This is a genomic window from Pseudomonas oryzihabitans (genome assembly GCF_014522265.1).
GTDB classification, from domain to species: domain Bacteria; phylum Pseudomonadota; class Gammaproteobacteria; order Pseudomonadales; family Pseudomonadaceae; genus Chryseomonas; species Chryseomonas aestiva.
The window spans coordinates 3,001,181-3,026,019 of record NZ_CP017024.1 but is presented as its reverse complement, the minus strand read 5'-3'; the positions used below and the strand labels follow the sequence as shown (position 1 = coordinate 3,026,019).

Here is a 24,839-nt window from a genome sequence, read left to right as displayed (position 1 = left end):
CCCGCCGCTGGCGAGGGTTGGGACGGAGCGCACGAGGCGCTCGGACTTAACGATAGTTCAGAAAGACGTTCTCCCTGCCGAACTGGTCACGCAGGGTTTGAATCAGGCCATCGGCCGGGTCGATCCGGTAGTTCTCGCCGAACTGCAGCAGCGCCCGCGCGGTGGGCCCCTGGTAGTCGATAGTGACCGGACAGGCGCCGCGATGGCGACCGCACAACTCGCCCAGCCAGCGCAGCCGATCGCCGGCCAGCGCCTCGCTGCGCACGGCGATCCTGAGGCTTTCCGCCAGAGCGGTCCGGGCTTCTTCCAGCCCCAGCACGCGCTTGGCGCGCAGGCGCAGGCCACCGGAGAAATCGTCCTGGCTGACCTCGCCCTCGACGATCACCAGGGCATCGGTCTGCAACAGCGCCTGGGCGGCATTGAAGGCTTCGGCGAACAGCGAGGCTTCGATGCGCCCGGAGCGATCGTCCAGGGTGACGAAGCCCATCTTGTCGCCGCGCTTGTTCTTCATCACCCGCAGGTTGACGATCAGACCGGCCACGGTCTGGGTTTCGCGCGAGGGCTTGAGGTCGACGATGCGCTGACGCGCCAGCCGCCGGACCTCGCCTTCGTATTCCTCGATGGGGTGGCCGGTCAGGTACAGCCCCAGGGTTTCCTTTTCCCCGCGCAGACGCTCCTTGAGATTGAGCTCGCGGGCGCGCCGGTGGTTGGCATAGACGTCGGCCTCGGGTTCGGCAAAGACGCCACCAAAGAGATCCACGTGACCACTGTTGTGACTGCGGGCGGTCTGCTCGGCCGAGGCGATGGCCTCTTCCATGGCCGCCAGCAGTACGGCGCGATTCTGGTCGATGGTCGCCTGATAGGCCTTGAGCTCATCGTGATAGTGCGGCCCCAGGCGGTCCAGGGCACCGGAACGGATCAGGGCTTCCAGAGTGCGCTTGTTGATACGCTTGAGATCCACCCGCGCGCAGAAATCGAAGAGGTCCTTGAAGGGCCCCTCGGCACGCGCCTCGACGATGGCCTCCACCGGCCCCTCGCCCACGCCCTTGATGGCGCCCAGGCCGTAGACGATGCGTCCGCCCTCGTTCACGGTGAACTTGAACTCGGAGATGTTCACGTCCGGCGTGTCGATGCGCAGTTTCATGTGGCGGCATTCCTCGATGAGGATCACCACCTTGTCGGTGTTGTGCATGTCCGCCGACAGCACCGCGGCCATGAAGGGCGCCGGATAGTGAGTCTTCAACCAGGCGGTCTGGTAGGAAACCAGGCCGTAGGCGGCCGAGTGCGACTTGTTGAAGCCGTAACCGGCGAATTTCTCCACCAGGTCGAAGATGTTGCCCGCCAGCTCGCCATCGATGCCGTTATTGGCGCAGCCCTCGATGAAGCCGCCGCGCTGCTTGGCCATCTCCTCGGGCTTCTTCTTGCCCATGGCCCGGCGCAGCATGTCCGCCTGGCCCAGGGTGTAGCCGCCCATGACCTGGGCGATCTGCATCACCTGTTCCTGGTAGAGGATAATGCCGTAGGTGGGCGCCAGCACCGGCTGCAGGCCGTCGTACTGGTAGTCCGGATGCGGATAGGCCAACTCGGCGCGGCCGTGCTTGCGGTTGATGAAGTCGTCCACCATGCCGGACTGCAGCGGACCGGGGCGGAACAGCGCCACCAGGGCGATGAGGTCTTCCAGGCAGTCCGGCTTGAGCTTCTTGATCAGCTCCTTCATGCCGCGGGATTCAAGTTGGAAGACGGCGGTGGTCTCGGCCTTCTGCAGCAGGGCGTAGGTCGGCTTGTCGTCCAACGGGATGAAGTCGATGTTGAGCGGCTCGCGCCCCTCCTCCACTTCCGTGCGGTTGATGGTCTCCAGCGCCCACTTGATGATGGTCAGGGTACGCAGACCGAGGAAGTCGAACTTAACCAGGCCGGCCTGCTCGACGTCGTCCTTGTCGAACTGGGTCACCAGGCCGTTGCCGTCCTCGTCGCAGGCGATGGGCGAGAAGTCGGTCAGCTTGGTCGGCGCGATCACCACGCCCCCGGCGTGCTTGCCGGTGCCGCGGGTGATGCCTTCCAGCTTCAGGGCCATGTCCCAGATTTCCTTGGCGTCCTCGTCGGTCGCCAGGAAGTCGCGCAGCACCTCTTCCTGTTCGAAGGCCTTCTGCAGGGTCATGCCCACTTCGAAGGGGATCATCTTCGACAGGCGATCGGCCAGGCCATAGGACTTGCCCTGCACCCGCGCCACGTCGCGCACCACCGCCTTGGCCGCCATGGTGCCGAAGGTGATGATCTGGCTCACCGCCTCGCGGCCATACAGGTCGGCCACGTACTCGATCACCCGGTCGCGACCGTCCATGCAGAAGTCGACGTCGAAGTCGGGCATGGAGATCCGTTCGGGGTTGAGGAAGCGCTCGAACAGCAGGTCGTAGGCCAGCGGATCGAGGTCGGTGATCTTGAGCACATAGGCCACCAGGGAGCCGGCACCCGAGCCCCGGCCGGGGCCGACCGGCACGCCGTTGTTCTTCGCCCACTTGATGAAGTCCATCACGATGAGGAAGTAACCGGGGAAGCCCATCTGGATGATGATGTCGAGCTCGAAGTTGAGTCGGTCGACATACTCCTGGCGCTTCTCTTCGTAGTTCGGCGTGGTCTCGCGCGGCCAGAGCACGGCCAGGCGCTCTTCCAGGCCCTCGAAGGACACATGGCGCAGGTAGTCGTTGATGGTCATCCCGTTGGGAATCGGGAAGTTGGGCAGGAAATACTTGCCCAGCTGGATCTCGATGTTGCAGCGCTTGGCGATCTCGACGGTATTTTCCAGCGCCTCGGGCAGGTCGCTGAACAGCTCGGCCATCTCGGCCGCCGACTTCAGGTACTGCTGGTCGCTGTACTTGCGCTCGCGACGAGGATCATCCAGCGGGCGGCCCTCGCCGATGCAGACACGGGTCTCGTGGGCCTCGAAATCCTCGGCCTTGAGAAAGCGCACGTCGTTGGTCGCCACCAGGGCGCCACCGCAGCGATCGGCCAGGGCCACGGCGGCATGCAGGTGCTCTTCGTCACCGACGCGCTCGGTGCGCTGTACTTCCAGATAGAAGCGATCCTGGAAGACCTGCTGCCATTCCGCGAACAGCTGATCGGCCAGGGCCAGATCGCCTTCGAGCAGCGCCAGGCCGACCTCGCCCTCCTTGGAGCCGGAAAGGGCGATCAGGCCTTCGCTGGCAGCCTTCACCCAGTCGCGCTGGATGACGATCTGGCCATCCTGCTGACCTTCCTGGAAGCCCCGCGACAGCAGCTCGGTGAGGTTGCGATAACCCTTGGCGTTCATGACCAGCAGGGTCATGCGGCTCAGCGGCGCATCGCCATCGCGACCGGCCAGCCAGATGTCGGCGCCGGCGATAGGCTTGATCCCGGCGCCCATGGCGGCCTTGTAGAACTTGACCAGGGAACAGAGGTTGCCCTGGTCGGTCACCGCCACGGCCGGCATTCCGGCCGCTTCGGCGGCCTTTACCAGCCCCTTCACCCGCACGATCCCGTCGACCAGGGAGTATTCCGTGTGCAGACGCAGGTGGACGAAGGATGCGGACATGGCAGAGACCCCTTGATGCATGAGGCGCGAGATTGTACTGGATTGTCGACCCGGGGTCAGACCGCCGCGACGGCCGTCAGTAGGTCGCGATGATCTGGGTGGAGGCCTGGGTCTCGAGGGCGTGCCAGGCGTCACGCACCGGCGCGAAGGAACGCCGGTGGATGGGCGTGGGCCCCAGGCGCCTGAGCGCATCCAGGTGCTCGGCGGTGGGATAGCCCTTGTGCCCGGCCAGGCCATAGCCCGGATAGAGGGCGTCCAGCACCTGCATCTCGCGATCGCGACTCACCTTGGCCAGGATGGAGGCCGCAGCGATCGCCGGGACCTGGCTGTCGCCCTTCACCACCGGCGAACTGGGCACCGCCAGCTTGGGACAGCGATTGCCATCGATCAGGGCCAGCCGCGGCTGCACCTGCAGGCCTTCCACCGCGCGCTGCATGGCCAGCATGGTAGCGTGCAGGATGTTCAACTGGTCGATCTCGGCGACCTCGGCACGGGCCACGCACCAGGCCAGGGCCTTTTCCTGGATCTCGTCGAACAGGGCTTCGCGGCGCGCCAGCGACAGCTTCTTCGAATCGTTCAGCCCAAGAATGGGCTTGCCCGGATCGAGGATCACCGCGGCCGTGACCACGGCGCCGCACAGCGGACCGCGGCCGACTTCATCCACCCCGGCGACCAGTGCCTCGACCAGGTTGAAGTCCAGACCCAGCTGCATCAGCTGCGCGACCGCAGGAGATCCAGCACGGCAGCGGCCGCCTCTACCGAGGCATCGCGCCTCAGGCTGTGATGGATGGCCGCGAAGCTATCGGTCTGCTGCTGTGGCTGTTCCAGCAACGGCAGGAGCTCGGCCACCAGCCGTTCCGGCGTCGCCTCGTGCTGGATCAGCTCGGGCACCAGCTTGCGCCCGGCCAGCAGGTTCGGCAGCGAAATGTAGGGACTCTTCACCAGCTGCTTGAGAATCAGATAGGTCAGGGGCGCCACTCGATAGGCGACCACCATGGGTCGCTTGAACAATAGTGTCTCCAGGGTGGCTGTGCCCGAGGCGATCAGCACGCCGTCGCAGGCGGCCAGCACCTCATGGGAACGGCCATCGGTTAGCAGCAGCGGCAAAGGCGGCCGCCCTTCCAGCAACTGCTCCACCTGCGCCCGCCGCGCGGCATTGGCACAGGGCAACACGAAGCGCACGTTAGGACGTACGGCCAGCAACTGAGCGGCGGCGTCGAGAAACAGCGCACCGAGGCGCCCTACTTCGCCACCGCGACTGCCGGGCAGCAGGGCGACGACCTGACCGTCTTGCGGCAGCCCCAGGGCCTGCCGGGCCGCCAGCCGGTCGCTGTCCAAGGGAATGGTATCGGCCAGCGGATGGCCGACGAAGCGCACCGGCACCTGCTGTTCTTCGTAGAAGCGCGCCTCGAAGGGGAACAGGGTCAGCATCAGGTCGCAGCCATCGCGGATCTTCAATACGCGCTTCTGCCGCCAGGCCCAGACCGAGGGGCTGACGTAATGCACGGCGGGAATGCCCGCGCGATGCAGCTGGGCTTCGATCTCGAGGACGAAATCCGGGGCGTCGATACCGATGAAGACATCGGGACGGGCGTCGAGCAACTGAGCGATCAGCGCCTTGCGCCGCCCCAGGAGTTCGCGCAGGCGGCCGAGCACCTCGACCAGCCCCATGACCGCCAGGCGTTCCATGGGAAATTCGGACACCAGGCCCTCGGCTTCCATCCGCGGACCGCCCACCCCCATGAAGGAGATATTCGGGTGCTGCTCGCGCAACGCCTGCATCAGGCCGGCGCCCAGCAGATCACCCGACGCCTCCCCGGCCACCAGCGCCACGCGCAGCGGGCGCTGGGCGAACTCAGCGGGTGATGCCACGCGTCGCACTCAGAATGGAATCGCGGAACACCGCCACCTCGGGAAACTGCTGAGCCACCGGCTCCAGCTCGCGCAGGGCGTCATCGACGGTCAGGCCCTGGCGGTAGACCACCTTGTAGGCGCGGCGCAATTCCTTGATGGCTTCGGCCGAGAAACCCCGCCGCCGCATGCCTTCGAAGTTCATGCTGCGGGCTTCCGCCGGATTGCCGAACACCGTGACATAGGCCGGTACATCCTTGCCAATGGCCGTGCCCATGCCGGAAAAGCTGTGGGCGCCGATGCGGCAGAACTGATGCACCAGGGTATAGCCGGACAGGATCGCCCAGTCATCGACATGCACGTGCCCGGCAAGGGCCGTGTTGTTGACCAGGATGCAGTGATTGCCAATCACGCTGTCATGCCCGATGTGCACATAGGCCATCAGCAGATTGTGATCGCCAATAGTCGTCTCTTCCCGATCCTGCACGGTACCGCGATGGATGGTGACCCCTTCACGGATGGTATTGTGATCGCCGATCCGCAGCCGGGTCGGTTCGCCCTGATACTTGAGGTCAGGGGTGTCCTCACCGATGGACGAGAACTGGAAGATACGATTGTGACGCCCGATCACGGTCGGCCCCTTGAGGATGACGTGAGGACCGACGACGGTCCCCTCGCCAAGCTCGACATCGGGCCCGATGATCGACCAGGGGCCGACCTGGACATCGGCAGCGAGCCGTGCCTTGGGGTCGACGATAGCCCTGGGGTCAATCAACGTCATAGCTTGCGTTCCGCACAGATGATTTCAGCCGAGCAGACCGGCTTGTCGTCCACACTGGCGTGGCATTCGAACTTCCAGATACCGCGCTTGGTGCTGATGAAGCGAGCGTCGAGCATCAGCTGATCACCCGGCGTCACCGGCTGGCGAAAACGCAGCTTATCCGATCCGACGAAGTAGTACAGGGTGCCATCGGCCGGCGAGGAATTCATCATCTTAAAGCCGAGCACGCCAGCGGCCTGCGCCATGGCCTCGACGATCAGCACGCCCGGCATGATCGGGTGCTGGGGAAAATGGCCGGTGAAGAACGGCTCGTTGATGCTGACGTTCTTGTAGGCGCGAATGCGCTTGGCTTCGATATCCAGCTCCAGCACGCGATCCACCAACAGAAAGGGATAGCGATGCGGGAGATATTCACGGATCTCGTTGATGTCCATCATGGTCGGGGAAGGCCTGTTAAGAAAGGGGGAACATCCGATGCAGAATCAAGCATCAGAAGCAGCGTCATCCCGCGAGGTCACGGTAGCAACGATTTTTTCCAGATGTTGCAGACGGCGGGCCATGTCGTCGAGGTGACGAATCCGCGCGGCGCTCTTCTTCCATTCACCGGCCGGCTGCATGGCCGTGCCGGAGGAATAGGCGCCAGGCTCGGTAATCGAGCGGGTCACCATGGTCATACCGGTAACGAACACGTGATCGCACACCTCGATATGACCGACCATGCCCACGCCGCCGGCGATGGTGCAGTGTTTGCCGATCTTGGTACTGCCAGAGATGCCGACGCAGGCGGCCATGGCGGTGTGCTCACCGACCTGGACGTTGTGCGCGATCATGATCTGGTTGTCGAGCTTGACGCCATCGCTGATGACCGTGTTCGCCAGGGCGCCGCGGTCGATGGTGGTATTGGCACCGATCTCGACGTCGTCGCCGATCAGCACGCCACCCAGCTGGGCGATCTTCTGCCACTGGCCACGCTCGTTGGCGAAGCCGAAGCCCTCGGCGCCGATCACGGCCCCGGACTGCACGACGGCGCGCGCACCGATGGTTACGTCGTGATAGAGCGTGACCCGCGGCGCCAGCCAGCTATCGGCGCCGATGACGCTGCGCGCACCCACCACGCAGTGAGCACCGAGACTGACACCTGCGCCGATGCATGCCTGCGCCTCGATCACCACATAGGGACCAATGGCCGCGGTCGGATCGACCTGGGCATCCGCCGCGACCAGTGCAGTCGGATGAATACCGGCCGCGCTGCGCGGTTTGCGATCGAACAGGTGGGAAAGCCGCGCGTAGGCCAGATAGGGATTCGCCAGGATCAGGGCATCGCCGGCATAGCCGTCGGCGTCCTTGTCCGTCAGCAGCACGGCCCCGGCCTGGGTATCGGCCAGGTAACGGCGGTACTGCGGATTGGCGAGAAAACTCAACTGGTCGGGACCGGCCTCGGGCAGGGTAGCCAGACCGGTGACCAGGCGCTCGGACGAACCGCGCAATTCCACGGTCAACTGGCGGCTTTCCAGCCACTGCGCCAGTTCGCCCAGCGTAAAGGTGCTATGACTCATCAACGACCCGCGTTCATGCGCTCGATGACCTGGCGCGTGATGTCGTATTGCGGCTTCACGTCAACCACGGCGCCACGTTCGAGCACCAGATCGTAGTCACCCTTCTTCAGCACCTCTTCCACGGCCTTGTCCAGGCGCGGCTTGAGCAGCTTGAGCATGTCGCGATCCGAGGCGGCCTTGGCGTCGTTGAGTTCCTTGGACTGGAACTGGAAGTCACGGGCCTTCTGGCGGAAGTCGTTCTCCAGACGGCTACGCTCGGCCTGGGCCAGCTTGTCACCGCCCTTGTTGAGCTTGTCCTGAATGTCCTTGGCGGAGCTTTCCAGACCCTTGAGCTTGTTCAGCTGGGGACCGAACTTCTTCTCGGAATCCACCGCGTACTTCTTGGCGGCATCGGATTCCAGCAGGGCCATCTGGTAGTTCAGGACAGCGATCTTGGTATCGGCGAAGACCGGAGCGGCAACGAGAACGGCAGCGAACAGAGCGTAACGAGTGTACTTGTGCACAGTTGACTCCTGCGTAAAGCGCAAAGGTGTTGCCTGGGTCAGAACGTCTGACCCAGCGAGAACTGGAAGACCTGCGGATCGGAGTTGGTCGGCTTCTTGACCGGGACGCCCAGGCTGAAGCTCAGCGGGCCCAGGGCGGTAACCCAGGTCACGCCGACGCCAACGGAGCTGGCCATGTTGGAGAGGCTGATATCTCCGCAATTCGATGTACCGCCGACGCCATCAGCCGCCTTGTAGCAGTTGCCCGTCGAGAACACATTACCCACGTCCCAGAACAACACGGTACGCAGCGATTTCTGATCCTTCACGAACGGCAGAGGGAAGAGGTATTCCACGCCGCCTGTGATCAGGACGTTGCCACCGAATGCCTCTGACTTATCACGGTCACGATAACCCTGCCCCTGAGGCCCATAGTTGGTCTGACCAGTCGCTGGATTGATTCGTGGCGGTGTAGTCCGCGGACCCAGGCTGCTGTCCTCGAAGCCCCGTACCGAGTTGAAGCCACCCGCGTAGTAGTTCTCATAGAACGGCAGGCCGTCGGTACTGCCATAGCTGTCGCCATAGCCCAGCTCGGTGTGGAAGCGCAGCGCCGTATTGTCGGTCAGCGGAGTGAACAGCTGGCCGCGATAGTCGAGCTTGTAGAAGCTCAGGTCGCTACCCGGGATGGTGATCTGGCCGGTCATGCTCTGAGAGGCGCCACGGGTCGGCAGGACGCCACGGTTCAGCGTCGAGCTCGACCAGCCGATGCTGGCCTTGAAGTTGGTGAAGTTGTCCCCTTCGCGCTCGACGAAATCGTAGATCTCGTCGGCACTGTAGGTACCGGGGTTGATCTCGTCGTTCTGCACGCTCAGACCATAGGTCAGGCGCGAGGTCTCGCTGATCGGATAGCCCAGGGTGACACCGGTACCCAGGCTGTTGATCGAGTAGTAGGAGACGTCACTGTCGTACAGTTTGCTGTAGTCGGTGCTGCGATAGAAGATGTTGTAGCCCAGGCTGACGCCGTCCGGCGTGAAGTAGGGATCGGTGAAGCTGAAGTTGTAGCGACTCTGGTACTGGGAACGGGTCAGACCGATGCTGACCTGGTTGCCGGTGCCCAGGAAGTTGTTCTGGCTGATGGAACCACCGAGGATCAGACCGGCGCTCTGAGCGAAGCCGATGCTGGCGGTGATGGAGCCCGACGGCTGCTCTTCGACGTTGTAGTTGACGTCGACCATGTCGTCGGTGCCCGGTACCTGGGGCGTCTCGACCTTGACTTCCTTGAAGTAGCCCAGGCGCTCGAGGCGGGTCTTGGACTGGTCGATGAGATAGGTGGAAGCCCAACCGCCTTCCATCTGACGCATCTCGCGACGCAGCACCTCGTCCTCGGTCTTGGTGTTGCCGCGGAAGTTAATGCGATTGACGTAGGCACGCTTGCCCGGATCGACCACATAGGTCAGGGACACGCTGTGATCGTCGTCATGGGGCTCGGGCAGACCATTGACGTTGGCGAAGGTATAGCCTTCGTTGCCCAATCGGCGGGTGATCAGATCCGAGGTGCTGGTCATGACCTTGCGCGAGAAGACCTGGCCAGGCTGGACCAGCATCAGTTTGCGCAGCTCTTCCTCCGGCACCTTGAGGTCGCCGGACAGCTTGACTTCACGAACGGTGTACTTCTGCCCTTCGTTGACGTTGACGGTGATGTAGACGTGCTTCTTGTCGGGCGTGATGGACACCTGGGTCGAGGTGATGTCCATGTTGATGTAGCCACGATCCAGGTAATAGGAGCGCAGGCGCTCGAGGTCACCTGACAACTTTTCCCGGGAGTACTTGTCATCGTTACGGAAGAACGACAACCAGTTGCTCGGCTTGAGCTCGAACAGCGAGGTGAGGTCATCTTCGGGGAAGACCGTGTTGCCCACCACGTTGACGTGGGAGATGGTCGCGACCTCGCCCTCGTTGATGGTGATCTTCAGCTGCACCCGATTACGGGGCTGAGGCACCACTTCGGCGTCGATGCTGGCCGAATAACGGCCCTGGGCGACGTACTGGCGCAGCAATTCATTGCGCACGCCTTCCAGCGTCGCACGCTGGAAGATCTCGCCTTCGGCGAGGCCGGCCTGCTTGAGACCCTTCATCAGGTCGTCGCTGGAGATCGCCTTGTTGCCTTCCAGGGTGATGCTGGAAATGGAGGGACGCTCGACCAGGTTCACGACCAGGACGTTACCGTCACGACCCAGCTGGATGTCCTGGAAGAATCCGGTACGGAAGAGCGAGCGCGAGGCTTCGGCCAACTTGTTGTCGTCGACGGACTCGCCGACGTTGAGCGGCAGGGCACCGAAGACGCTGCCGGACGATACTCGTTGCAGTCCGTTGACGCGGATATCGGAGATGGTGAAGGACTCGGCGTGTACCTCGCCGATCATCAGCGCGGCTATTACCGCAGGTAGCAGCAGGCGTTTCATGAGTCCCTTTTATTCCAACTGGCAAATAAAGAATCTGCCGCACTGGGCGGCAGATTCGGCAATCAGCAGAGTGTCAGAGGCGACCGAGGTCATTGACCAAGGCCAGCAGCATCACACCCACGACGAGGCTAATACCGATCTGCATGCCCCATGTCTGTACACGCTCGGACAAGGGCCGCCCGCGAATCCACTCGACGAAGTAGAAGACCAGATGACCACCGTCGAGCACAGGGATAGGCAACAGATTCAGAACCCCCAGGCTTATGCTCAGGTACGCCAGAAAATTGAGGAAATCCCCCAGGCCTGACTGAGCTGAAGCGCCCGCCACTTTAGCAATGGTTATCGGCCCGCTCAAGTTTTTTACCGACAGCTCTCCCAAGAGCATCTTCTTCAGGGAAACCAGCGTCAGCACGCTCATCTGCCAGGTTCGGCCGATACCTTCGCCTACGGCAGCCACGGGTCCATAGCTGATTTCGCGAACCATTTCCGCTGGCCACTTGACCGGGGCCACACCCGCACCGAGGTAACCGCTCTCGGTGGAATCGACGCGCCGCGCGCCCAGGCGCAGGGTCAGGTCCCGTTGCTGGCCCTCGCGCTCATAGGTCAGCCTGACCTGCTGACCGGGATGCGCCCGTACCCAGTCCACGGCCTGTTGCCAGTCACCGATGGAAGTATCGTTCAGGGCGATCAGGCGGTCTCCCGCCTGCAGGCCGGCCGCTTTCGCCGGGCCGGCCGGATCGAGCTCAGCGAAGACCGCCGGAATCTGCGGTCGCCAGGGTTTCAGGCCCAGGGCCTGGATCGGATCGGGATCTTCCGCACCACGCAACCAGGCATCGAGCTGGATGACGCTGCTCTGTTCGGCGGTGGTGCCCGGCACCCGGTAGCTCAGGCGCAGCGGACCGCTTTCACCCAGGCGATCGACCAGCCGCAGATTGACCGCCGACCAGCTGTCTACCGCCGCATCATCGACCGCGGTCAACTCTGCGCCGACGGGAATGCCCGCAGTGGCAGCCGGAGTATCGGGCGCGATCGCTCCCACGACCGGGCGCGGCTGCTGGGAGCCAAGCATGGCCAGCAGCCAGAAGAACAGGATGGCGAGCAGGAAATTGGCGATCGGTCCGGCGGCGACGATGGCGATACGCTGACGGACCGTCTTGCGATTGAAGGCCGCATGCTGCTCTTCGGGCACCACCGGCGCTTCGCGCTCGTCCAGCATCTTCACGTAACCGCCCAGCGGGATCGCGGCCACCACGAATTCGGTGCCTTGACGGTCGTGCCAGCGCAACAGCGGCTTGCCGAAACCTACGGAAAAACGCAGGACCTTGACGCCGCAACGGCGCGCCGTCCAGAAATGGCCATACTCGTGGATGGTCACCAGCACGCCCAGGGCGATCAGGGTTCCCAGTATCGTATAAAGGATGGACATTGGCTGCCTCCGCTACCTCAGTGTGCAGATTCTGCGGACTCGCAGGCCAGGTGTCGAGGCGCGGGATCAGCGTCTCGACAGCCACTCCCCAGCCAGCCGCCGAGCGGTGTTGTCGGCCGCGAAGACCGCAGCGAGATCAGTGGCCGCACCGGGCTCGACACCCTTGAGGACCGCTTCGATCAGCAGGGGGATCTCGGTGAAGCCCAGCCGCCCTTCGAGAAAGGCTTCGACGGCGATCTCGTTGGCCGCGTTGAGCGTCGCCGGCATGCAACCGCCCGCCTGAGCCGCCTCTCGCGCCAGGCGCAGACAGGGAAAGCGCTCTTCGTCGGGCCGCTCGAAGTCGAGGCGGCCGATCTCGAACAGATCCAGCGCCGCAACACCGGAGTCGATCCGCTCGGGCCAGGCCAGGGCATGGGCGATCGGCGTGCGCATATCGGGATTGCCCAGCTGGGCCAGCACTGACCCATCCACGTAGTCCACCAGCGAATGGATCACGCTCTGCGGATGGATAACCACCTCGACCTGCTCCGGCATCGCCTCGAACAGCCAGCAGGCCTCGATCAGCTCCAGCCCCTTGTTCATCAGGGTGGCCGAATCCACCGAAATCTTGCGCCCCATCGACCACTTGGGATGGGCACAGGCCTGGTCCGGTGTCACGCCGATCAGCTCTTCGGCCGGTGTCTCACGGAACGGACCGCCCGAGGCCGTGAGCAAGATTCGGCGCACACCCTTACGAGCCAACCCCGGCGTCGCCGGATCGGCCAGGCACTGGAAAATCGCATTGTGCTCGCTGTCGATGGGCAGCAGGGTCGCGCCACTGGCCTGCACCGCCTCGATGAAGAGCGCGCCGCTCATGACCAGGGCTTCCTTGTTGGCCAGCAGCACGCGCTTGCCGGCCTTGACCGCAGCCAACGTCGGCTTCAGACCCGCTGCGCCGACGATCGCCGCCATGACGGTATCGACCTCCGGATGAGCCGCGATAGCCTCCAGGCCACCCTCCCCCACGAGGATCTCGGGCGCTGCTCGACATCCTGCAGCAGGCCAGCCAACTGCTCGGCGGAGGCCTGGTCAGGCACGGCCGCATAGATCGGCTGGAAACGCCGGCAAAGGTCAGCCAGCTCCTGCAGCCGACGATGTCCGCTGAGGGCGAAGATTCGATAGCGATCGGGATACCGGGCCACGACATCCAGGGTGCTGGCGCCGATGGAGCCGGTCGCACCCAGCACGCAAAGCTGCTGGAGACTCACTGAACACCCCAGCCAGCCCACCAGAGCAGCAGGGCAAACAACGGAACGGCAGCCGTAAGGCTGTCGATGCGATCCAGCACGCCACCGTGTCCGGGCAGCAGCTGACTGCTGTCCTTGAGTCCGGCCTGGCGCTTGAACATGCTCTCGGTGAGATCGCCGACCACGGAGATCAGCACCACGCAGGCGGCGCCGATGAGCGCCTGCAAGAGATCACCCAGCCCCCAGCCACGCACCAGGCCGAGCACCAGGGTCGCCACCAGCGCGGCGGCCAGGCCGCCGTAGAGGCCTTCCCAGCTTTTGCCCGGACTCACGGCCGGCGCCAGCTTGCGCTTGCCGAAGGCCCGCCCGGAGAAATAGGCGAAGATGTCGGCCAGCCACACCAGCATCATCACTTCGAGAATCAGCAGATTGCCACCCGGTGCCGCCTTGAGCAGCATCAGCCCCTGCCAGGCCGGAACCAGCACCACCAGACCGATCAGCAGACGCCGCCAGGAAGCCTGCCAGGCCCGGGCGCTGTCGGGATAGGTAAGCACCAGCACGGTCGCATAGAGCCACCAGGCCAGACTGATGAACAGCAGCCCATGAGCACCGCCGGGCAACCACCAGCAGAGCAGCAGCGCCAGCGCGATCACGGCGGCATAGGCGCAACGCAGCGGCTGGGTTTCCAGCCCCGCCAGGCGCGCCCACTCCCAGGCACCCAGGACCACGACCGCACCGATGAACAGGGCGAAGGTCGCCCCTTCCAGCCAGAAAAATCCGGCCAGGGCGATGGGCAGGAGCACCATCGCCGTGATAACTCGCTGCTTCAACATTAGGCGCGTAGCTCCGCTTCCACCTGTTCGCAGGTCCGACCGAACCGCCGCTGGCGGGTGGCGAAGTCGGCCAGCGCGGCACGCATGGCCTCGTGCTTGAAGTCCGGCCAGAACAGGTCGGAGAAATACAGCTCGGCATAGGCAATCTGCCAGAGCAGGAAGTTGCTCACCCGCCGCTCGCCGCCGGTGCGGATGCACAGATCGGGCAGTGGCAGGTCGGCCGTCGCCAGACGGCCTTGCAACAGCTCGGAAGTGATCTCACCCGGCTGCAGCGTGCCCTGCTGAACCTGCAGCGCCAGCTGCTGGGCGGCCTGGGTGATGTCCCACTGCCCCCCGTAGTTCGCGGCAATCTGCAGCACGAACCGGGTGTGATGGGCAGTGAGTGCCTCGACTTCCGCCATGGCTGCCTGCAGTTCCGGATGGAACAGCGAGCGATCGCCGATGATGCGCAGCCGGATGCCGTTCTGGTGCAGCTTCTTGGCCTCCCGCCGCAGGGCGGAAAGGAAGAGCTCCATCAGAGCGCCGACCTCGTCGGCCGGACGCCGCCAGTTCTCGCTGGAGAAGGCGAACAGCGTCAGCACCTCGACGCCCGCATCGCCACACACCTCGATGACCGCGCGCACGGCGTCCACTCCGGCCTTGTGACCGGCGACGCCCGGCAGCAACCGTCGGCGCGCCCAGCGATTGTTCCCATCCATGATGATCGCCACGTGACGCGGCACCACCTTGCCTGGCTTGCTCATGCCCATGTTACATCCCAACCGTTGTCAAACAGCCATCAAGTCGGCTTCCTTGGCCTCCAGAGCCTTGTCCACCTCGGCGACGAATTTATCAGTCAGCTTCTGGACTTCATCCTGAGCGCGACGATCCTCGTCTTCACTGATTTCCTTTTCCTTGAGCAGATCCTTGAGCTGAGCCAGGGCATCGCGGCGGATGTTGCGCACGGAAACGCGCGCCTGCTCGGCCTCGGAGCGCGCCTGCTTGGTGAAGCCCTTGCGGGTCTCTTCGGTCAGCGCCGGCATCGGCACGCGAATGGTGGTACCGGCGGTGGCCGGGTTGAGGCCCAGGTCGGAGGTCATGATGGCCTTCTCGACCGCCTGGATCATGCTCTTGTCGAACACGCTCAGGGCCAGGGTCCGCGAATCCTCGACGGTGACGTTGGCCACCTGACGCAGCGGGGTATCGCTGCCGTAGTAGGACACCATGACGCTATCCAGAATGCTCGGATGAGCGCGTCCGGTACGGATCTTGGCAAAGGCGTGGCCCAGGGCTTCCAGGGTCTTGGTCATGCGCGTCTGCGCATCCTTCTTGATCTCGTTGATCATGCTGCTCCCTCCTCGATCAGGGTGCCCTCACCTCCGCCCACCACGATATTGAGCAGGGCGCCGGGCTTGTTCATGTTGAAAACCCGCAAGGGCATGTTGTGATCACGGCAGAGACAGATGGCCGTGAGATCCATGACACCCAGCTTGCGGTCGAGCACCTCGTCGTAGGTCAGACGCTCGAATTTTTCGGCGTTGGGATCCTTGAAGGGATCTGCCGTGTATACACCATCCACCTTCGTGGCCTTGAGCACCAGATCGGCTTCGACCTCGATGGCCCGCAGGCAGGCGGCGGAATCGGTGGTAAAGAACGGATTGCCGGTACCGGCGGAGAAGATGACGACTTCGCCGTCCTTCAACTGACGCAGGGCCTTGCGGCGGTCGTACTGGTCGGTCACGCCGACCATGGAAATGGCGGACATCACCGTGGCAGGAATGTTGGAACGCTCCAAGGCGTCGCGCATGGCCAGGGCGTTCATCACGGTAGCCAGCATGCCCATGTGGTCGCCGGTCACCCGGTCCATACCCACGGCGGACAGCGCCGCACCGCGGAACAGGTTGCCACCGCCAATCACCAGACCGACCTGGACACCGATGCCCACCAGTTGGCCGATCTCCAGCGACATGCGATCCAGCACCTTCGGATCGATCCCGAAGTCTTCACTTCCCATCAGGGCTTCGCCACTGAGCTTCAGCAGAATACGCTTGTAACGGGGTTGGCGACCACTCATCTGCTGTGCCATTCACTCTCTCCTGTGGCGATGAACATGTGCGGGGGATTTTGATCCTGCGATAGGAAAGCGCAACCGCAGTTGCGTTCACTCCAATCGGCAAAAAACTCCTTGGAAGACCAGAAATCAGACCTTCCTTCCAATTTGACAAAGAGGCCGCGCGCTCGAAGCGGGCGGCCTCCTGGTCAACGGCGGATGCCGGTCTTACTGCTTGCTGGCAGCCAGCTGGGCAGCGACTTCGGCAGCGAAGTCGACTTCAGCCTTCTCGATGCCTTCGCCTACTTCGTAACGCACGAAGGAAACGATTTCGGCACCGGCCTTCTTGGCCAGCTCACCGACCTTGACTTCCGGATCCTTGATGAAAGGCTGCTCAACCAGGCTGGCTTCGGCCAGGAACTTGTTGATACGACCCTTGACCATGTTCTCCACGATGTTTTCCGGCTTGCCGGCGATCTTGTCGGCATTCAGCGCCAGGAAAATTTCCTTTTCCTTGGCGACAGCTTCTTCGGAAACCTGGGAGGGATTCAGGAACTGAGGATTGCTCGCCGCGACGTGCATGGCGATTTCCTTGGCCAGTTCGGCGGTGCCACCCTGCAGGGTAACGACCACACCGATGCGGTGACCATGGAGGTAGGCGCCAACGACATCGCCTTCGACACGGGTCAGGCGACGGATGTTGACGTTCTCGCCGCACTTGGCGACCAGCGCTTCACGGGCGCTTTCCTGAGCGGCGATCAGCGGAGCGGCATCGCTCATCTTCTCGGCGAAGGCCTTGTCCAGGCTGGCGGCGACGAAGCCCTTGAAGTCGTCCTGCAGAGCCAGGAAATCGGTCTGGGAATTGACTTCGATGATGACGGCAGCCTTGTGGTCGTCAGCGACCTTGACCGCGATGGAACCTTCGGCAGCCACGTTACCGGCTTTCTTGGCAGCCTTGATGGCGCCAGCGGCACGCATGTCGTCGATGGCTTTCTCGATGTCGCCACCGGCAGCGGTCAGGGCCTTCTTGCAATCCATCATGCCTTGGCCGGTGCGCTCGCGCAGTTCTTTGACCAGGGCTGCAGTGATTTCTGCCATGTTTGAAATCCTCTTGAATCGGTTTCGAGGTCACTCCGCACGCAGGCGGAGCCAATGAAACGCCAGTAGGCAAAAAGGGGGCTAGGCCCCCTTCTCGCACGTCGAACCGCTCGACCCTAGGGTCGAAATGCTCAGCCCTCGACGGCTTCGGCAGCGGGTTCTTCGACGAATTGCTCGTTGGCACCGCCATTGCTGCCGCCACGGATCACGGCATCGGCAACGCTGCTCAGGTACAGAGTAACGGCGCGGAAGGCGTCATCGTTGCCGGGGATGATGTAGTCAACACCTTCCGGGCTGCTGTTGGTATCGACGACGCCGATGACCGGGATGCCCAGCTTGTTGGCTTCGGTGATGGCGATGCGCTCGTGGTCAACGTCGACCACGAACAGGGCATCCGGCAGACCGCCCATGTCCTTGATACCGCCCAGGCTGCGCTCGAGCTTTTCGAGGTCGCGGGTACGCATCAGGGCTTCTTTCTTGGTCAGCTTGTCGAAAGTACCGTCCTGGGACTGGACTTCCAGATCACGCAGACGCTTGATCGAGGCACGGATGGTCTTGTAGTTGGTCAGCATGCCGCCCAACCAGCGATGATCAACGAAGGGCTGACCGCAACGCGCGGCTTCTTCGCGAACGATCTTGCCGGCGGCGCGCTTGGTGCCGACGAACAGGATCTTGTTCTTGCCGGACGCCAGGCGCTCAACGAAGGTCAGGGCCTCGTTGAACATCGGCAGGGTCTTTTCGAGGTTGATGATGTGGATCTTGTTACGCGCGCCGAAGATGTACTTGCCCATCTTCGGGTTCCAGTAACGGGTTTGGTGGCCGAAATGCACGCCGGCTTTCAGCATGTCACGCATGGAGACTTGAGACATTTAGATGTTCCTCGTAGTCGGGTTGGGCCTCCACGCATCCCAATGACCAACTTCCCATCGGGAAGCACCCAGGTCATCGTGTCGATGCGTGTGTGGGGTTGGGAGCGCTGAAGGGCATAGCCCCGAAAAAGCGCGCGACTTTATATCACGCCCTGCCGGATACCACCAGCGGCGATTGCCGCATGCCGGAGGTCCGGGGTACCGCCGGCAGCCACAGCGCGGGCGCCGGCTCTGATAGAATAGCGGATCGAAAGCTGACACCCGGCGTGATACCTAGAGATTTCCGATGACCGTCATCCTCAAGACCCCTGAAGACATCGCCAAGATGCGCATCGCCGGCCAGTTGGCCGCCGAAGTGCTCGAAATGCTGGACGAACACGTGCGTCCCGGCATCACCACCGAAGAACTGGATCGGCTGGCCCACGACTACATCGTCAACGTGCAGCAGGCCATCCCCGCCCCGCTGAACTACAAGGGCTATCCGAAATCCATCTGCACCTCGCTGAACCACGTGGTCTGCCACGGCATTCCCAATGACAAGCCGCTCAAGAGCGGCGACATCATGAACGTGGACATCACCGTCATCAAAGATGGCTACCACGGCGACACCAGCAAGATGTACCTGGTGGGCGACGTGCCCGAGTGGGCCGACCGGCTCTGCCAGGTCACCCAGGAATGCCTCTACAAGGGCATCGACCTGGTGCGCCCCGGCGCGCGGCTGGGCGATATCGGCGAAGTGATCCAGAAGCACGCCGAGAAGAACGGCTTCTCGGTGGTTCGCGAATACTGCGGCCACGGGATCGGCAAGGGCTTCCACGAGGAGCCGCAGGTGGTGCACTACGGCCGTGCCGGCACGGGCCTCGAACTGCAGGCCGGGATGATCTTCACCATCGAGCCGATGATCAACCAGGGCCGCTACGAGACCCGCCTGCTGGGCGATGGCTGGACCGCCATCACCAAGGACCGCAAGTTGTCCGCGCAGTGGGAACACACGGTGCTGGTCACCGAAGAGGGTTACGAGATCCTGACCCTGCGCAAGGACGAAACCTTTCCCCGCGTTTCTGCGTGAGTGAGCGCCCATGCCCCAGGTCGATTCGGAGTTGTTCGACGCCGGTCAGTTCCAGGCTGAGCTTTCGCTGAAAGCCAGCCCTCTCGCGGCCTTCAAGAAATTCATCCGGGCCGCGAACGCCACTCTCGATGCCCGCTTCATGGCGGGCCGCAGCGTGCGCCGGCTGGTCGAGGATCGCGCCTGGTTCATCGACCAGATGCTGATCGCCGCCTGGAATCGCTTCAGTTGGCCGGAGGATGGCATCGCCCTGCTCGCGGTGGGCGGCTATGGCCGCGGTGAGCTGCATCCGCACTCGGACATCGACCTGCTGATCCTGCTGGCCGAGGAGGAACAGGAACGCTTCCGCGAATCCATCGAGGGCTTCCTGACCCTGCTGTGGGACGTGGGCCTGGCCGTGGGGCAGAGCGTCAGATCCCTGCGCGAATGCACCACCGAAGCCCTGGCCGACCTGACGGTGATCACCAACCTGATGGAAAGCCGTACCCTCGCCGGCCCCGAGCACCTGCGCCAGGCGATGCTGGCGGCCACGAGTGTCGAGCACCTCTGGCCGGGACGCGCCTTCTATCTGGCCAAGCGCGCCGAGCAGAGTGCGCGGCACGCCAAGTACAACGACACCGAATACAACCTCGAACCCAACGTGAAGGGTTCGCCCGGCGGCTTGCGCGACATCCAGACGCTGCTGTGGATCGCCCGGCGGCAGTTCGGCACCCTCAACCTGCAGGCGCTGGTAGGCCAGGGCTTCCTGACCGAAAGCGAATGCAGCCTGCTGATCTCGGCGCAGGAATACCTGTGGAAGGTCCGCTATGCCCTGCACATGCTGGCCGGGCGCGCCGAGGATCGGCTGCTGTTCGACCACCAGCGGCGCATCGCCAGCCTGCTCGGCTACGAGGACAACGACGCCAAGCTGGCGGTAGAGCGCTTCATGCAGAAGTACTACCGGGTGGTGATGGACGTGTCCCAGCTCAGCGATGTGGTCATGCAGCACTTCGAGGAAGTGAATCTGCGCGACGAGCAGGTACCGGTGGCGGTGACCCCGCTCAACAACAGATTCCAGATCCGCAACGGTTACCTGGAGGTGGTGCACCCCCAGGTATTCCTGCGCACCCCCTTCGCGCTGATGGAGCTGTTCGTGCTGCTGGCGCAGAATCCCGCGATCAAGGGACCTAGTGCCGGCACCATCCGTCTGCTGCGCGACAGCCGTCACCTCATCGACGATGCCTTTCGCCAGGACATCCGCAACACCAGCCTCTTCATCGAACTGCTCAAGAGCGAATCCGGCATCCATCGCAACCTGCGGCGGATGAATCGCTACGGCCTGCTGGGACTCTACCTGCCCGAATTCGGCCAGATCGTCGGCCAGATGCAGCATGACCTCTTCCACATCTATACGGTCGACGCCCACACCCTCAATCTCATCAAGCATCTGCGCAAGATGAGTTACGACGTCCTGGCGGAAAAGTATCCGCTGGCGACGCGGGTGATCCACAAGCTGCCCAAGCCGGAGCTGATCTACATCGCCGGGCTCTACCACGACATCGCCAAGGGCCGGGGTGGCGATCACTCGGAACTGGGCGCGGCAGACGTCGAAGCCTTCGGCCGGCGCCACCAGCTGCCGGAATGGGATACCCGCCTGGTCAGCTGGCTGGTGCGCAATCACCTGGTGATGTCCACCACCGCCCAGCGCAAGGATCTCTCCGACCCGCAGGTGATCCACGATTTCGCCCTGACGGTCGGAGATCACACCCACCTGGACTATCTGTACGTCCTCACCGTGGCCGACATCACCGCGACCAATCCGTCGCTGTGGAATTCCTGGCGCGCGACCCTGCTGCGCCAGCTCTATACCGAGACCAAGCGCGCCCTGCGGCGCGGCCTGGAAAATCCGGTCAATCGCGAAGAGCAGATCCGCAGCACCCAGCAATCGGCGCTGGACACCCTGATGCGGCGCGGCATCGATGCCGATGACGCCGAGCAGCTTTGGTCGCAGCTGGGCGACACCTATTTCCTGCGACATACCGCGCTGGACGTCGCCTGGCACACCGAGGCCATCCTCGGCCATGGCGATACCGCCGAGCCGCTGGTGCTGATCCGCGAGACCACCCAGCGCGATTCCGAAGGTGGCACCCAGATCTTCATCTATGCCGCGGACCAGCACGATTTCTTCGCGGTGACCGTGGCGGTGATGGACCAGCTCAACCTGAACATTCAGGACGCGCGCATCATCACCTCCAGCAGCCAGTTCACCCTGGACACCTACATCGTGCTGGATACCGATGGTGGCTCGATCGGCAACAATCCCGCGCGGATTGCCCAGATCCGCGGCGGCCTGATCGAGGCGCTCAAGCATCCCGAGGAATACCCGAGCATCATCAACCGCCGCGTGACCCGCCAGCTCAAGCATTTCGCCTTCTCGCCCCAGGTGAACATCTACACCGACACCACGCGCTCGGCGAGCCTGATCGAACTGACGGCACCGGATCGACCCGGACTGCTGGCGCGGGTGGGGCGGATCTTCCTCGACTTCGACCTGTCCGTGCTCAACGCCAAGATCGCCACCCTCGGCGAACGCGTGGAAGACGTCTTCTACGTCACCGACGCCGAGGGTCGTCCGCTGGCGGATCCCGGCCTGTGCAGCGCCCTGCAGCAGGCCCTGATCAAACAGCTGCGCGAGCCGGACAGCCAGACGCCGCCGCTCAGTCGTATCAGCATCTAGCTCCCTGATCTAACGCCTCGAACGAAGGACCACCCGACGATGAATCCCACCCTCGACCTGCTGCAGCCCTATCCGTTCGAGAAGCTGCGCGCCCTCCTCGCTGGCGTGACCCCGCCGGCGGCGCTCAAGCCGATTCCGTTGTCGATCGGCGAGCCCAAGCACCCGTCACCGGCCTTCGTCGCCGAGGCCCTGACCGCCAACCTGGATCAGCTGGCGGTCTACCCAACCACCCTTGGCATCGCCGAGTTGCGCGAGGCCATCGCCAGCTGGGCCGGCCAGCGCTTTGGCGTACCCGCGGGCTGGCTGGATCCGGCGCGTCACGTGCTGCCGGTGACCGGTACCCGGGAGGCGCTGTTCTCCTTTACCCAGGCGGTGGTGGATCGCAGCCAGGCGGGTCTGGTGCTGAGTCCCAACCCCTTCTATCAGATCTACGAAGGCGCGGCCCTGCTCGCCGGCGCCGAGCCCCACTACCTGCCGTGCCTGGCGGACAAGGGCTTCAATCCCGATTTCGACAGTGTGCCGGACGCGGTCTGGCAGCGCTGCCAGCTGCTGTTCCTGTGCTCACCCGGCAACCCTACCGGTGCCCTGCTGCCGGTGGCGACGCTGAAAAAGCTCATCGCCCTGGCCGATCGCTATGACTTCGTGATCGCCGCCGACGAGTGCTACAGCGAACTCTATTTCGACGAAGCCAGCCCTCCGCCCGGCCTGCTTACCGCCTGCGCCGAACTGGGTCGCAGCGACTTCGCCCGCTGCGTGGTCTTCCACAGCCTGTCCAAGCGCTCCAATCTGCCGGGCATGAGATCGGGCTTCGTCGCGGGCGATGCCGCCATTCTCAAGCGCTTCCTGCTCTATCGCACCTACCACGGCTGCGCCATGCCGGTGCAGGTGCAGAAGGCCAGTGCCGTGGCCTGGCGCGACGAGTCCCATGTCCGTGAGAACCGCGAGCTCTATCGGCAGAAATTCGCCGCCGTGCTGGATATCCTGCAGGGCAACCTGGAAGTGTCGCTGCCGGATGGTGGCTTCTATCTCTGGGCCCGGACACCGGGCGATGACGAAGCCTTCGCCCGCGATCTGTTCGCCCGCGAACACGTGACCGTGGTGCCGGGCTCCTACCTGTCGCGGGACGTCGCGGGCGTCAATCCGGGCGCCGGTCGGATCCGCATGGCGCTGGTCGCGCCCCTGGCCGAGTGCGTGGAGGCGGCGGAGCGCATCCGCCGCTTCTGCCAGGGCTAGCGGTTGCCCTGATCGCGCATCAGCGCGGTCTCCTGGATGTCCAGCTCACGCAGGAATTCGCTGACCACCAGGTCATCGATCACCCCGGCGATACGCAACCTATAGAGTTCGCGGCGCTGGGCGCGGATGGCGAGCAGGCGCAGCTCGCCATCCAGGGTATCCCTCAGCCGCGCCAGGGAACGGGCATCCTCGCTGTCATCGGCGGAACTCAGCTCGTCGCGGAATTCGGCGATGATGCCGGCTTTGATCTCCGCCTGCAGCGCGGCCCGCGCCGGCTCGTCGGCATCGCTCGATGCCACGTCTTCCAGCGCCGCTATGGCGGCTCGGGCGGCATTGATTCGCACCTCGCAACGCTCCCGCTCCAGCAGGTCATTGGACTGCTCCGGCAAGCGCGCCAGTAGCAACGGAATCCCGATGCTCGCCACCACCAGTGACAGCAGGATCACGCCCGCGGCGATGAACACCAGGATGTCACGCAGGGGAAAGGGCGTGCCATCCGAAAGCATCAGCGGCAGCGAGAGCACACCGGCCAGGGTCACGGCGCCGCGCACCCCGCTGAGCGAGGCGATGGCGGCGATCAGGCGGGGGTCGCCCGCGATGGTGATGGGCCCGCTGCCAGGCTGGGTCAGGTGCCAGTAGCCGAGGATGACCCCGAAGCGAATGGCCATGATCACCCCGTAGGCACCCAGCACATAGAGCATCAGCCAGCCCGCGGCCGGCCAGAGCGCCTGGGAGGCCGGCAGCGCGGCCGCCAGGATGTCGGGCAGCTGCAGACCTAGGATCAGGAACACCAGGCCGTTGAAGGCGAACTCCACCAGCCCCCAGACGCTGTGATTGAGCAGGCGGGTAGCGGTCTGGCGGGGCAGCATGTCGACCCGGCTCTGCATCATTCCGGCGGCCACGGCGGACAGGATGCCGGAAACGCCCAGTCGCTCCGCCAGCACATAGGCGGCGAAGGGCAGCAACAGCATGAAGACGACATGGGGCGCGGCGTCGCTCCAGCCGCGCTTCACCACCATCCAGGCGCGCGCTTGGCCGACCAGCCAGCTCAGCACCCCGCCGACCAGTACGCCGCCCACCGCGACGATGACGAATTCCAGACTGGCCTGGCTCAGCGAAAAGGCGCCGGTCAGGGCCGCCGCCACGGCGAACTTGAAGGTCACCAGACCCGAGGCGTCATTGAGCAGGGCCTCGCCCTGGATGACGTGCAGCAGGGCGCTGGGCAGCCGGCCGCGGACGATGCTGGAGACCGCCACGGCATCGGTGGGCGACAGTACCGCCGCCAGGGCGAAGGCCACCGCCCAGGGCAGGTGCAACATCCAGTGCAGGAACCAGCCGGCGCCCAGCACCGTGAGGAACACCAGGCCGAAGGCCAGGACGAAGATCGGTCGGCGCAGGCGCCAGAACTCCCGCTTGGGCATGCGCCAGCCATCGGAGAACAGCAATGCCGGGATGAACAGCAGCAGGAAGAGTTCGGGGTCCAGGGCGACATGCAGCCCCAGGGTGGGCCAGGCGAGCAAGGCGCCAACCACCACCTGGATCAGGGGCAGCGGTATGGGAATGAGATGGACGCTGAGACGGGTGGCACCCACCATCAGCAGGAGGATCAGAGCGGTATAGAGAATCTGCACGGTGGTCTCGTG

Annotated in this window: 19 protein-coding genes and 1 pseudogene; 3 read left to right on the top strand and 17 right to left on the bottom strand. The window is 63.9% G+C overall.

Annotated elements, in window-relative coordinates:
* Positions 1-46 precede the first annotated feature (46 nt).
* The 16 genes and pseudogenes from dnaE to rpsB all read right to left on the bottom strand — a co-directional run bounded on the left by dnaE (position 47) and on the right by rpsB (position 18,181).
* Positions 47-3,568 (bottom strand): DNA polymerase III subunit alpha, encoded by a 3,522-nt coding sequence (dnaE, locus tag BGI51_RS13950; RefSeq protein WP_187978704.1) that lies wholly within the window; start codon positions 3,566-3,568, stop codon positions 47-49.
* Positions 3,569-3,644: 76 nt separating this feature from the next.
* Positions 3,645-4,280 (bottom strand): ribonuclease HII, encoded by a 636-nt coding sequence (gene rnhB, locus BGI51_RS13945; RefSeq protein ID WP_187978703.1) that lies wholly within the window; start codon positions 4,278-4,280, stop codon positions 3,645-3,647.
* Positions 4,280-5,407: a lipid-A-disaccharide synthase gene (lpxB, locus tag BGI51_RS13940; RefSeq protein ID WP_187981330.1), complete on the bottom strand. Its 1,128-nt coding sequence runs from the start codon at positions 5,405-5,407 to the stop codon at positions 4,280-4,282. The genes rnhB and lpxB overlap by 1 nt, the downstream gene beginning before the upstream one ends.
* A 16-nt stretch (positions 5,408-5,423) precedes the next feature.
* Positions 5,424-6,200 (bottom strand): acyl-ACP--UDP-N-acetylglucosamine O-acyltransferase, encoded by a 777-nt coding sequence (gene lpxA, locus BGI51_RS13935; protein WP_187978702.1) that lies wholly within the window; start codon positions 6,198-6,200, stop codon positions 5,424-5,426.
* Positions 6,197-6,637, bottom strand: coding sequence for a 3-hydroxyacyl-ACP dehydratase FabZ (fabZ, locus tag BGI51_RS13930; RefSeq protein ID WP_007159483.1), 441 nt, complete (start codon positions 6,635-6,637; stop codon positions 6,197-6,199). Before fabZ ends, lpxA begins: the two co-directional genes overlap by 4 nt.
* Positions 6,638-6,682: 45 nt before the next feature.
* Positions 6,683-7,756, bottom strand: coding sequence for a UDP-3-O-(3-hydroxymyristoyl)glucosamine N-acyltransferase (gene lpxD / locus BGI51_RS13925; RefSeq protein ID WP_423815027.1), 1,074 nt, complete (start codon positions 7,754-7,756; stop codon positions 6,683-6,685).
* On the bottom strand, positions 7,756-8,259 hold the full coding sequence (locus BGI51_RS13920) for an OmpH family outer membrane protein (RefSeq protein ID WP_187978700.1): 504 nt from the start codon (positions 8,257-8,259) through the stop codon (positions 7,756-7,758). Before BGI51_RS13920 ends, lpxD begins: the two co-directional genes overlap by 1 nt.
* A gap of 38 nt (positions 8,260-8,297) precedes the next feature.
* Complete coding sequence (gene bamA, locus BGI51_RS13915) at positions 8,298-10,700, bottom strand: outer membrane protein assembly factor BamA (RefSeq protein WP_187978699.1); 2,403 nt, start codon at positions 10,698-10,700, stop codon at positions 8,298-8,300.
* Between the two features lie 73 nt (positions 10,701-10,773).
* On the bottom strand, positions 10,774-12,126 hold the full coding sequence (gene rseP / locus BGI51_RS13910) for a sigma E protease regulator RseP (RefSeq protein WP_187978698.1): 1,353 nt from the start codon (positions 12,124-12,126) through the stop codon (positions 10,774-10,776).
* Between the two features lie 66 nt (positions 12,127-12,192).
* A pseudogene (ispC, locus tag BGI51_RS13905) lies at positions 12,193-13,373 on the bottom strand (1-deoxy-D-xylulose-5-phosphate reductoisomerase).
* The gene (locus BGI51_RS13900; protein ID WP_187978697.1) at positions 13,370-14,185 is read right to left on the bottom strand and encodes a phosphatidate cytidylyltransferase; all 816 of its coding nucleotides are present in this window, start codon (positions 14,183-14,185) and stop codon (positions 13,370-13,372) included. Before BGI51_RS13900 ends, ispC begins: the two are co-directional and overlap by 4 nt.
* The gene (gene uppS / locus BGI51_RS13895; protein WP_166655864.1) at positions 14,185-14,934 is read right to left on the bottom strand and encodes a polyprenyl diphosphate synthase; all 750 of its coding nucleotides are present in this window, start codon (positions 14,932-14,934) and stop codon (positions 14,185-14,187) included. The genes BGI51_RS13900 and uppS overlap by 1 nt, the downstream gene beginning before the upstream one ends.
* Positions 14,935-14,952: 18 nt before the next feature.
* Entirely contained in the window at positions 14,953-15,510 is a 558-nt protein-coding gene (frr, locus tag BGI51_RS13890) for a ribosome recycling factor (RefSeq protein ID WP_133859819.1), read from the bottom strand.
* Positions 15,507-16,250, bottom strand: coding sequence for a UMP kinase (pyrH, locus tag BGI51_RS13885; RefSeq protein WP_017639054.1), 744 nt, complete (start codon positions 16,248-16,250; stop codon positions 15,507-15,509). Before pyrH ends, frr begins: the two co-directional genes overlap by 4 nt.
* Positions 16,251-16,442: 192 nt before the next feature.
* Positions 16,443-17,312, bottom strand: a complete 870-nt coding sequence (gene tsf / locus BGI51_RS13880; RefSeq protein ID WP_187978696.1) for a translation elongation factor Ts — start codon at positions 17,310-17,312, stop codon at positions 16,443-16,445.
* 131 nt (positions 17,313-17,443) lie between these two features.
* Positions 17,444-18,181 (bottom strand): 30S ribosomal protein S2, encoded by a 738-nt coding sequence (gene rpsB, locus BGI51_RS13875; RefSeq protein ID WP_133859821.1) that lies wholly within the window; start codon positions 18,179-18,181, stop codon positions 17,444-17,446.
* 286 nt (positions 18,182-18,467) lie between these two features.
* On the opposite strand from rpsB, the gene map reads away from it, so the two are divergent.
* The 3 genes from map to dapC are packed head-to-tail and all read left to right on the top strand — an operon-like array spanning position 18,468 to position 23,196.
* Positions 18,468-19,250, top strand: coding sequence for a type I methionyl aminopeptidase (gene map, locus BGI51_RS13870; protein WP_133859822.1), 783 nt, complete (start codon positions 18,468-18,470; stop codon positions 19,248-19,250).
* A 10-nt stretch (positions 19,251-19,260) separates the two neighbouring features.
* A complete protein-coding gene (locus BGI51_RS13865) occupies positions 19,261-21,963 on the top strand; it encodes a [protein-PII] uridylyltransferase (protein WP_133859823.1) in 2,703 nt (900 codons plus the stop codon).
* A gap of 39 nt (positions 21,964-22,002) precedes the next feature.
* Entirely contained in the window at positions 22,003-23,196 is a 1,194-nt protein-coding gene (gene dapC, locus BGI51_RS13860) for a succinyldiaminopimelate transaminase (protein ID WP_187978695.1), read from the top strand.
* On the opposite strand, the gene BGI51_RS13855 is transcribed toward dapC, so the two are convergent.
* The gene (locus tag BGI51_RS13855; RefSeq protein ID WP_187978694.1) at positions 23,193-24,827 is read right to left on the bottom strand and encodes a Na+/H+ antiporter; all 1,635 of its coding nucleotides are present in this window, start codon (positions 24,825-24,827) and stop codon (positions 23,193-23,195) included. The genes dapC and BGI51_RS13855 overlap by 4 nt on opposite strands.
* Positions 24,828-24,839 lie beyond the last annotated feature (12 nt).

What these genes read in the sequence shown, in the direction of transcription:
- BGI51_RS13900 (WP_187978697.1), bottom strand. Translation starts at nt 14,185, where the DNA reads ATGTTGAAGCAGCGAGTTATCACGGCGATGGTGCTCCTGCCCATCGCC.
- tsf (WP_187978696.1), bottom strand. Translation starts at nt 17,312, where the DNA reads ATGGCAGAAATCACTGCAGCCCTGGTCAAAGAACTGCGCGAGCGCACC.
- BGI51_RS13865 (WP_133859823.1), top strand. Translation starts at nt 19,261, where the DNA reads ATGCCCCAGGTCGATTCGGAGTTGTTCGACGCCGGTCAGTTCCAGGCT.
- lpxA (WP_187978702.1), bottom strand. Translation starts at nt 6,200, where the DNA reads ATGACGTTGATTGACCCCAGGGCTATCGTCGACCCCAAGGCACGGCTC.
- map (WP_133859822.1), top strand. Translation starts at nt 18,468, where the DNA reads ATGACCGTCATCCTCAAGACCCCTGAAGACATCGCCAAGATGCGCATC.
- bamA (WP_187978699.1), bottom strand. Translation starts at nt 10,700, where the DNA reads ATGAAACGCCTGCTGCTACCTGCGGTAATAGCCGCGCTGATGATCGGC.
- frr (WP_133859819.1), bottom strand. Translation starts at nt 15,510, where the DNA reads ATGATCAACGAGATCAAGAAGGATGCGCAGACGCGCATGACCAAGACC.
- dnaE (WP_187978704.1), bottom strand. Translation starts at nt 3,568, where the DNA reads ATGTCCGCATCCTTCGTCCACCTGCGTCTGCACACGGAATACTCCCTG.
- pyrH (WP_017639054.1), bottom strand. Translation starts at nt 16,250, where the DNA reads ATGGCACAGCAGATGAGTGGTCGCCAACCCCGTTACAAGCGTATTCTG.
- fabZ (WP_007159483.1), bottom strand. Translation starts at nt 6,637, where the DNA reads ATGATGGACATCAACGAGATCCGTGAATATCTCCCGCATCGCTATCCC.
- rnhB (WP_187978703.1), bottom strand. Translation starts at nt 4,280, where the DNA reads ATGCAGCTGGGTCTGGACTTCAACCTGGTCGAGGCACTGGTCGCCGGG.
- uppS (WP_166655864.1), bottom strand. Translation starts at nt 14,934, where the DNA reads ATGGGCATGAGCAAGCCAGGCAAGGTGGTGCCGCGTCACGTGGCGATC.
- dapC (WP_187978695.1), top strand. Translation starts at nt 22,003, where the DNA reads ATGAATCCCACCCTCGACCTGCTGCAGCCCTATCCGTTCGAGAAGCTG.
- rpsB (WP_133859821.1), bottom strand. Translation starts at nt 18,181, where the DNA reads ATGTCTCAAGTCTCCATGCGTGACATGCTGAAAGCCGGCGTGCATTTC.
- lpxD (WP_423815027.1), bottom strand. Translation starts at nt 7,756, where the DNA reads ATGAGTCATAGCACCTTTACGCTGGGCGAACTGGCGCAGTGGCTGGAA.
- rseP (WP_187978698.1), bottom strand. Translation starts at nt 12,126, where the DNA reads ATGTCCATCCTTTATACGATACTGGGAACCCTGATCGCCCTGGGCGTG.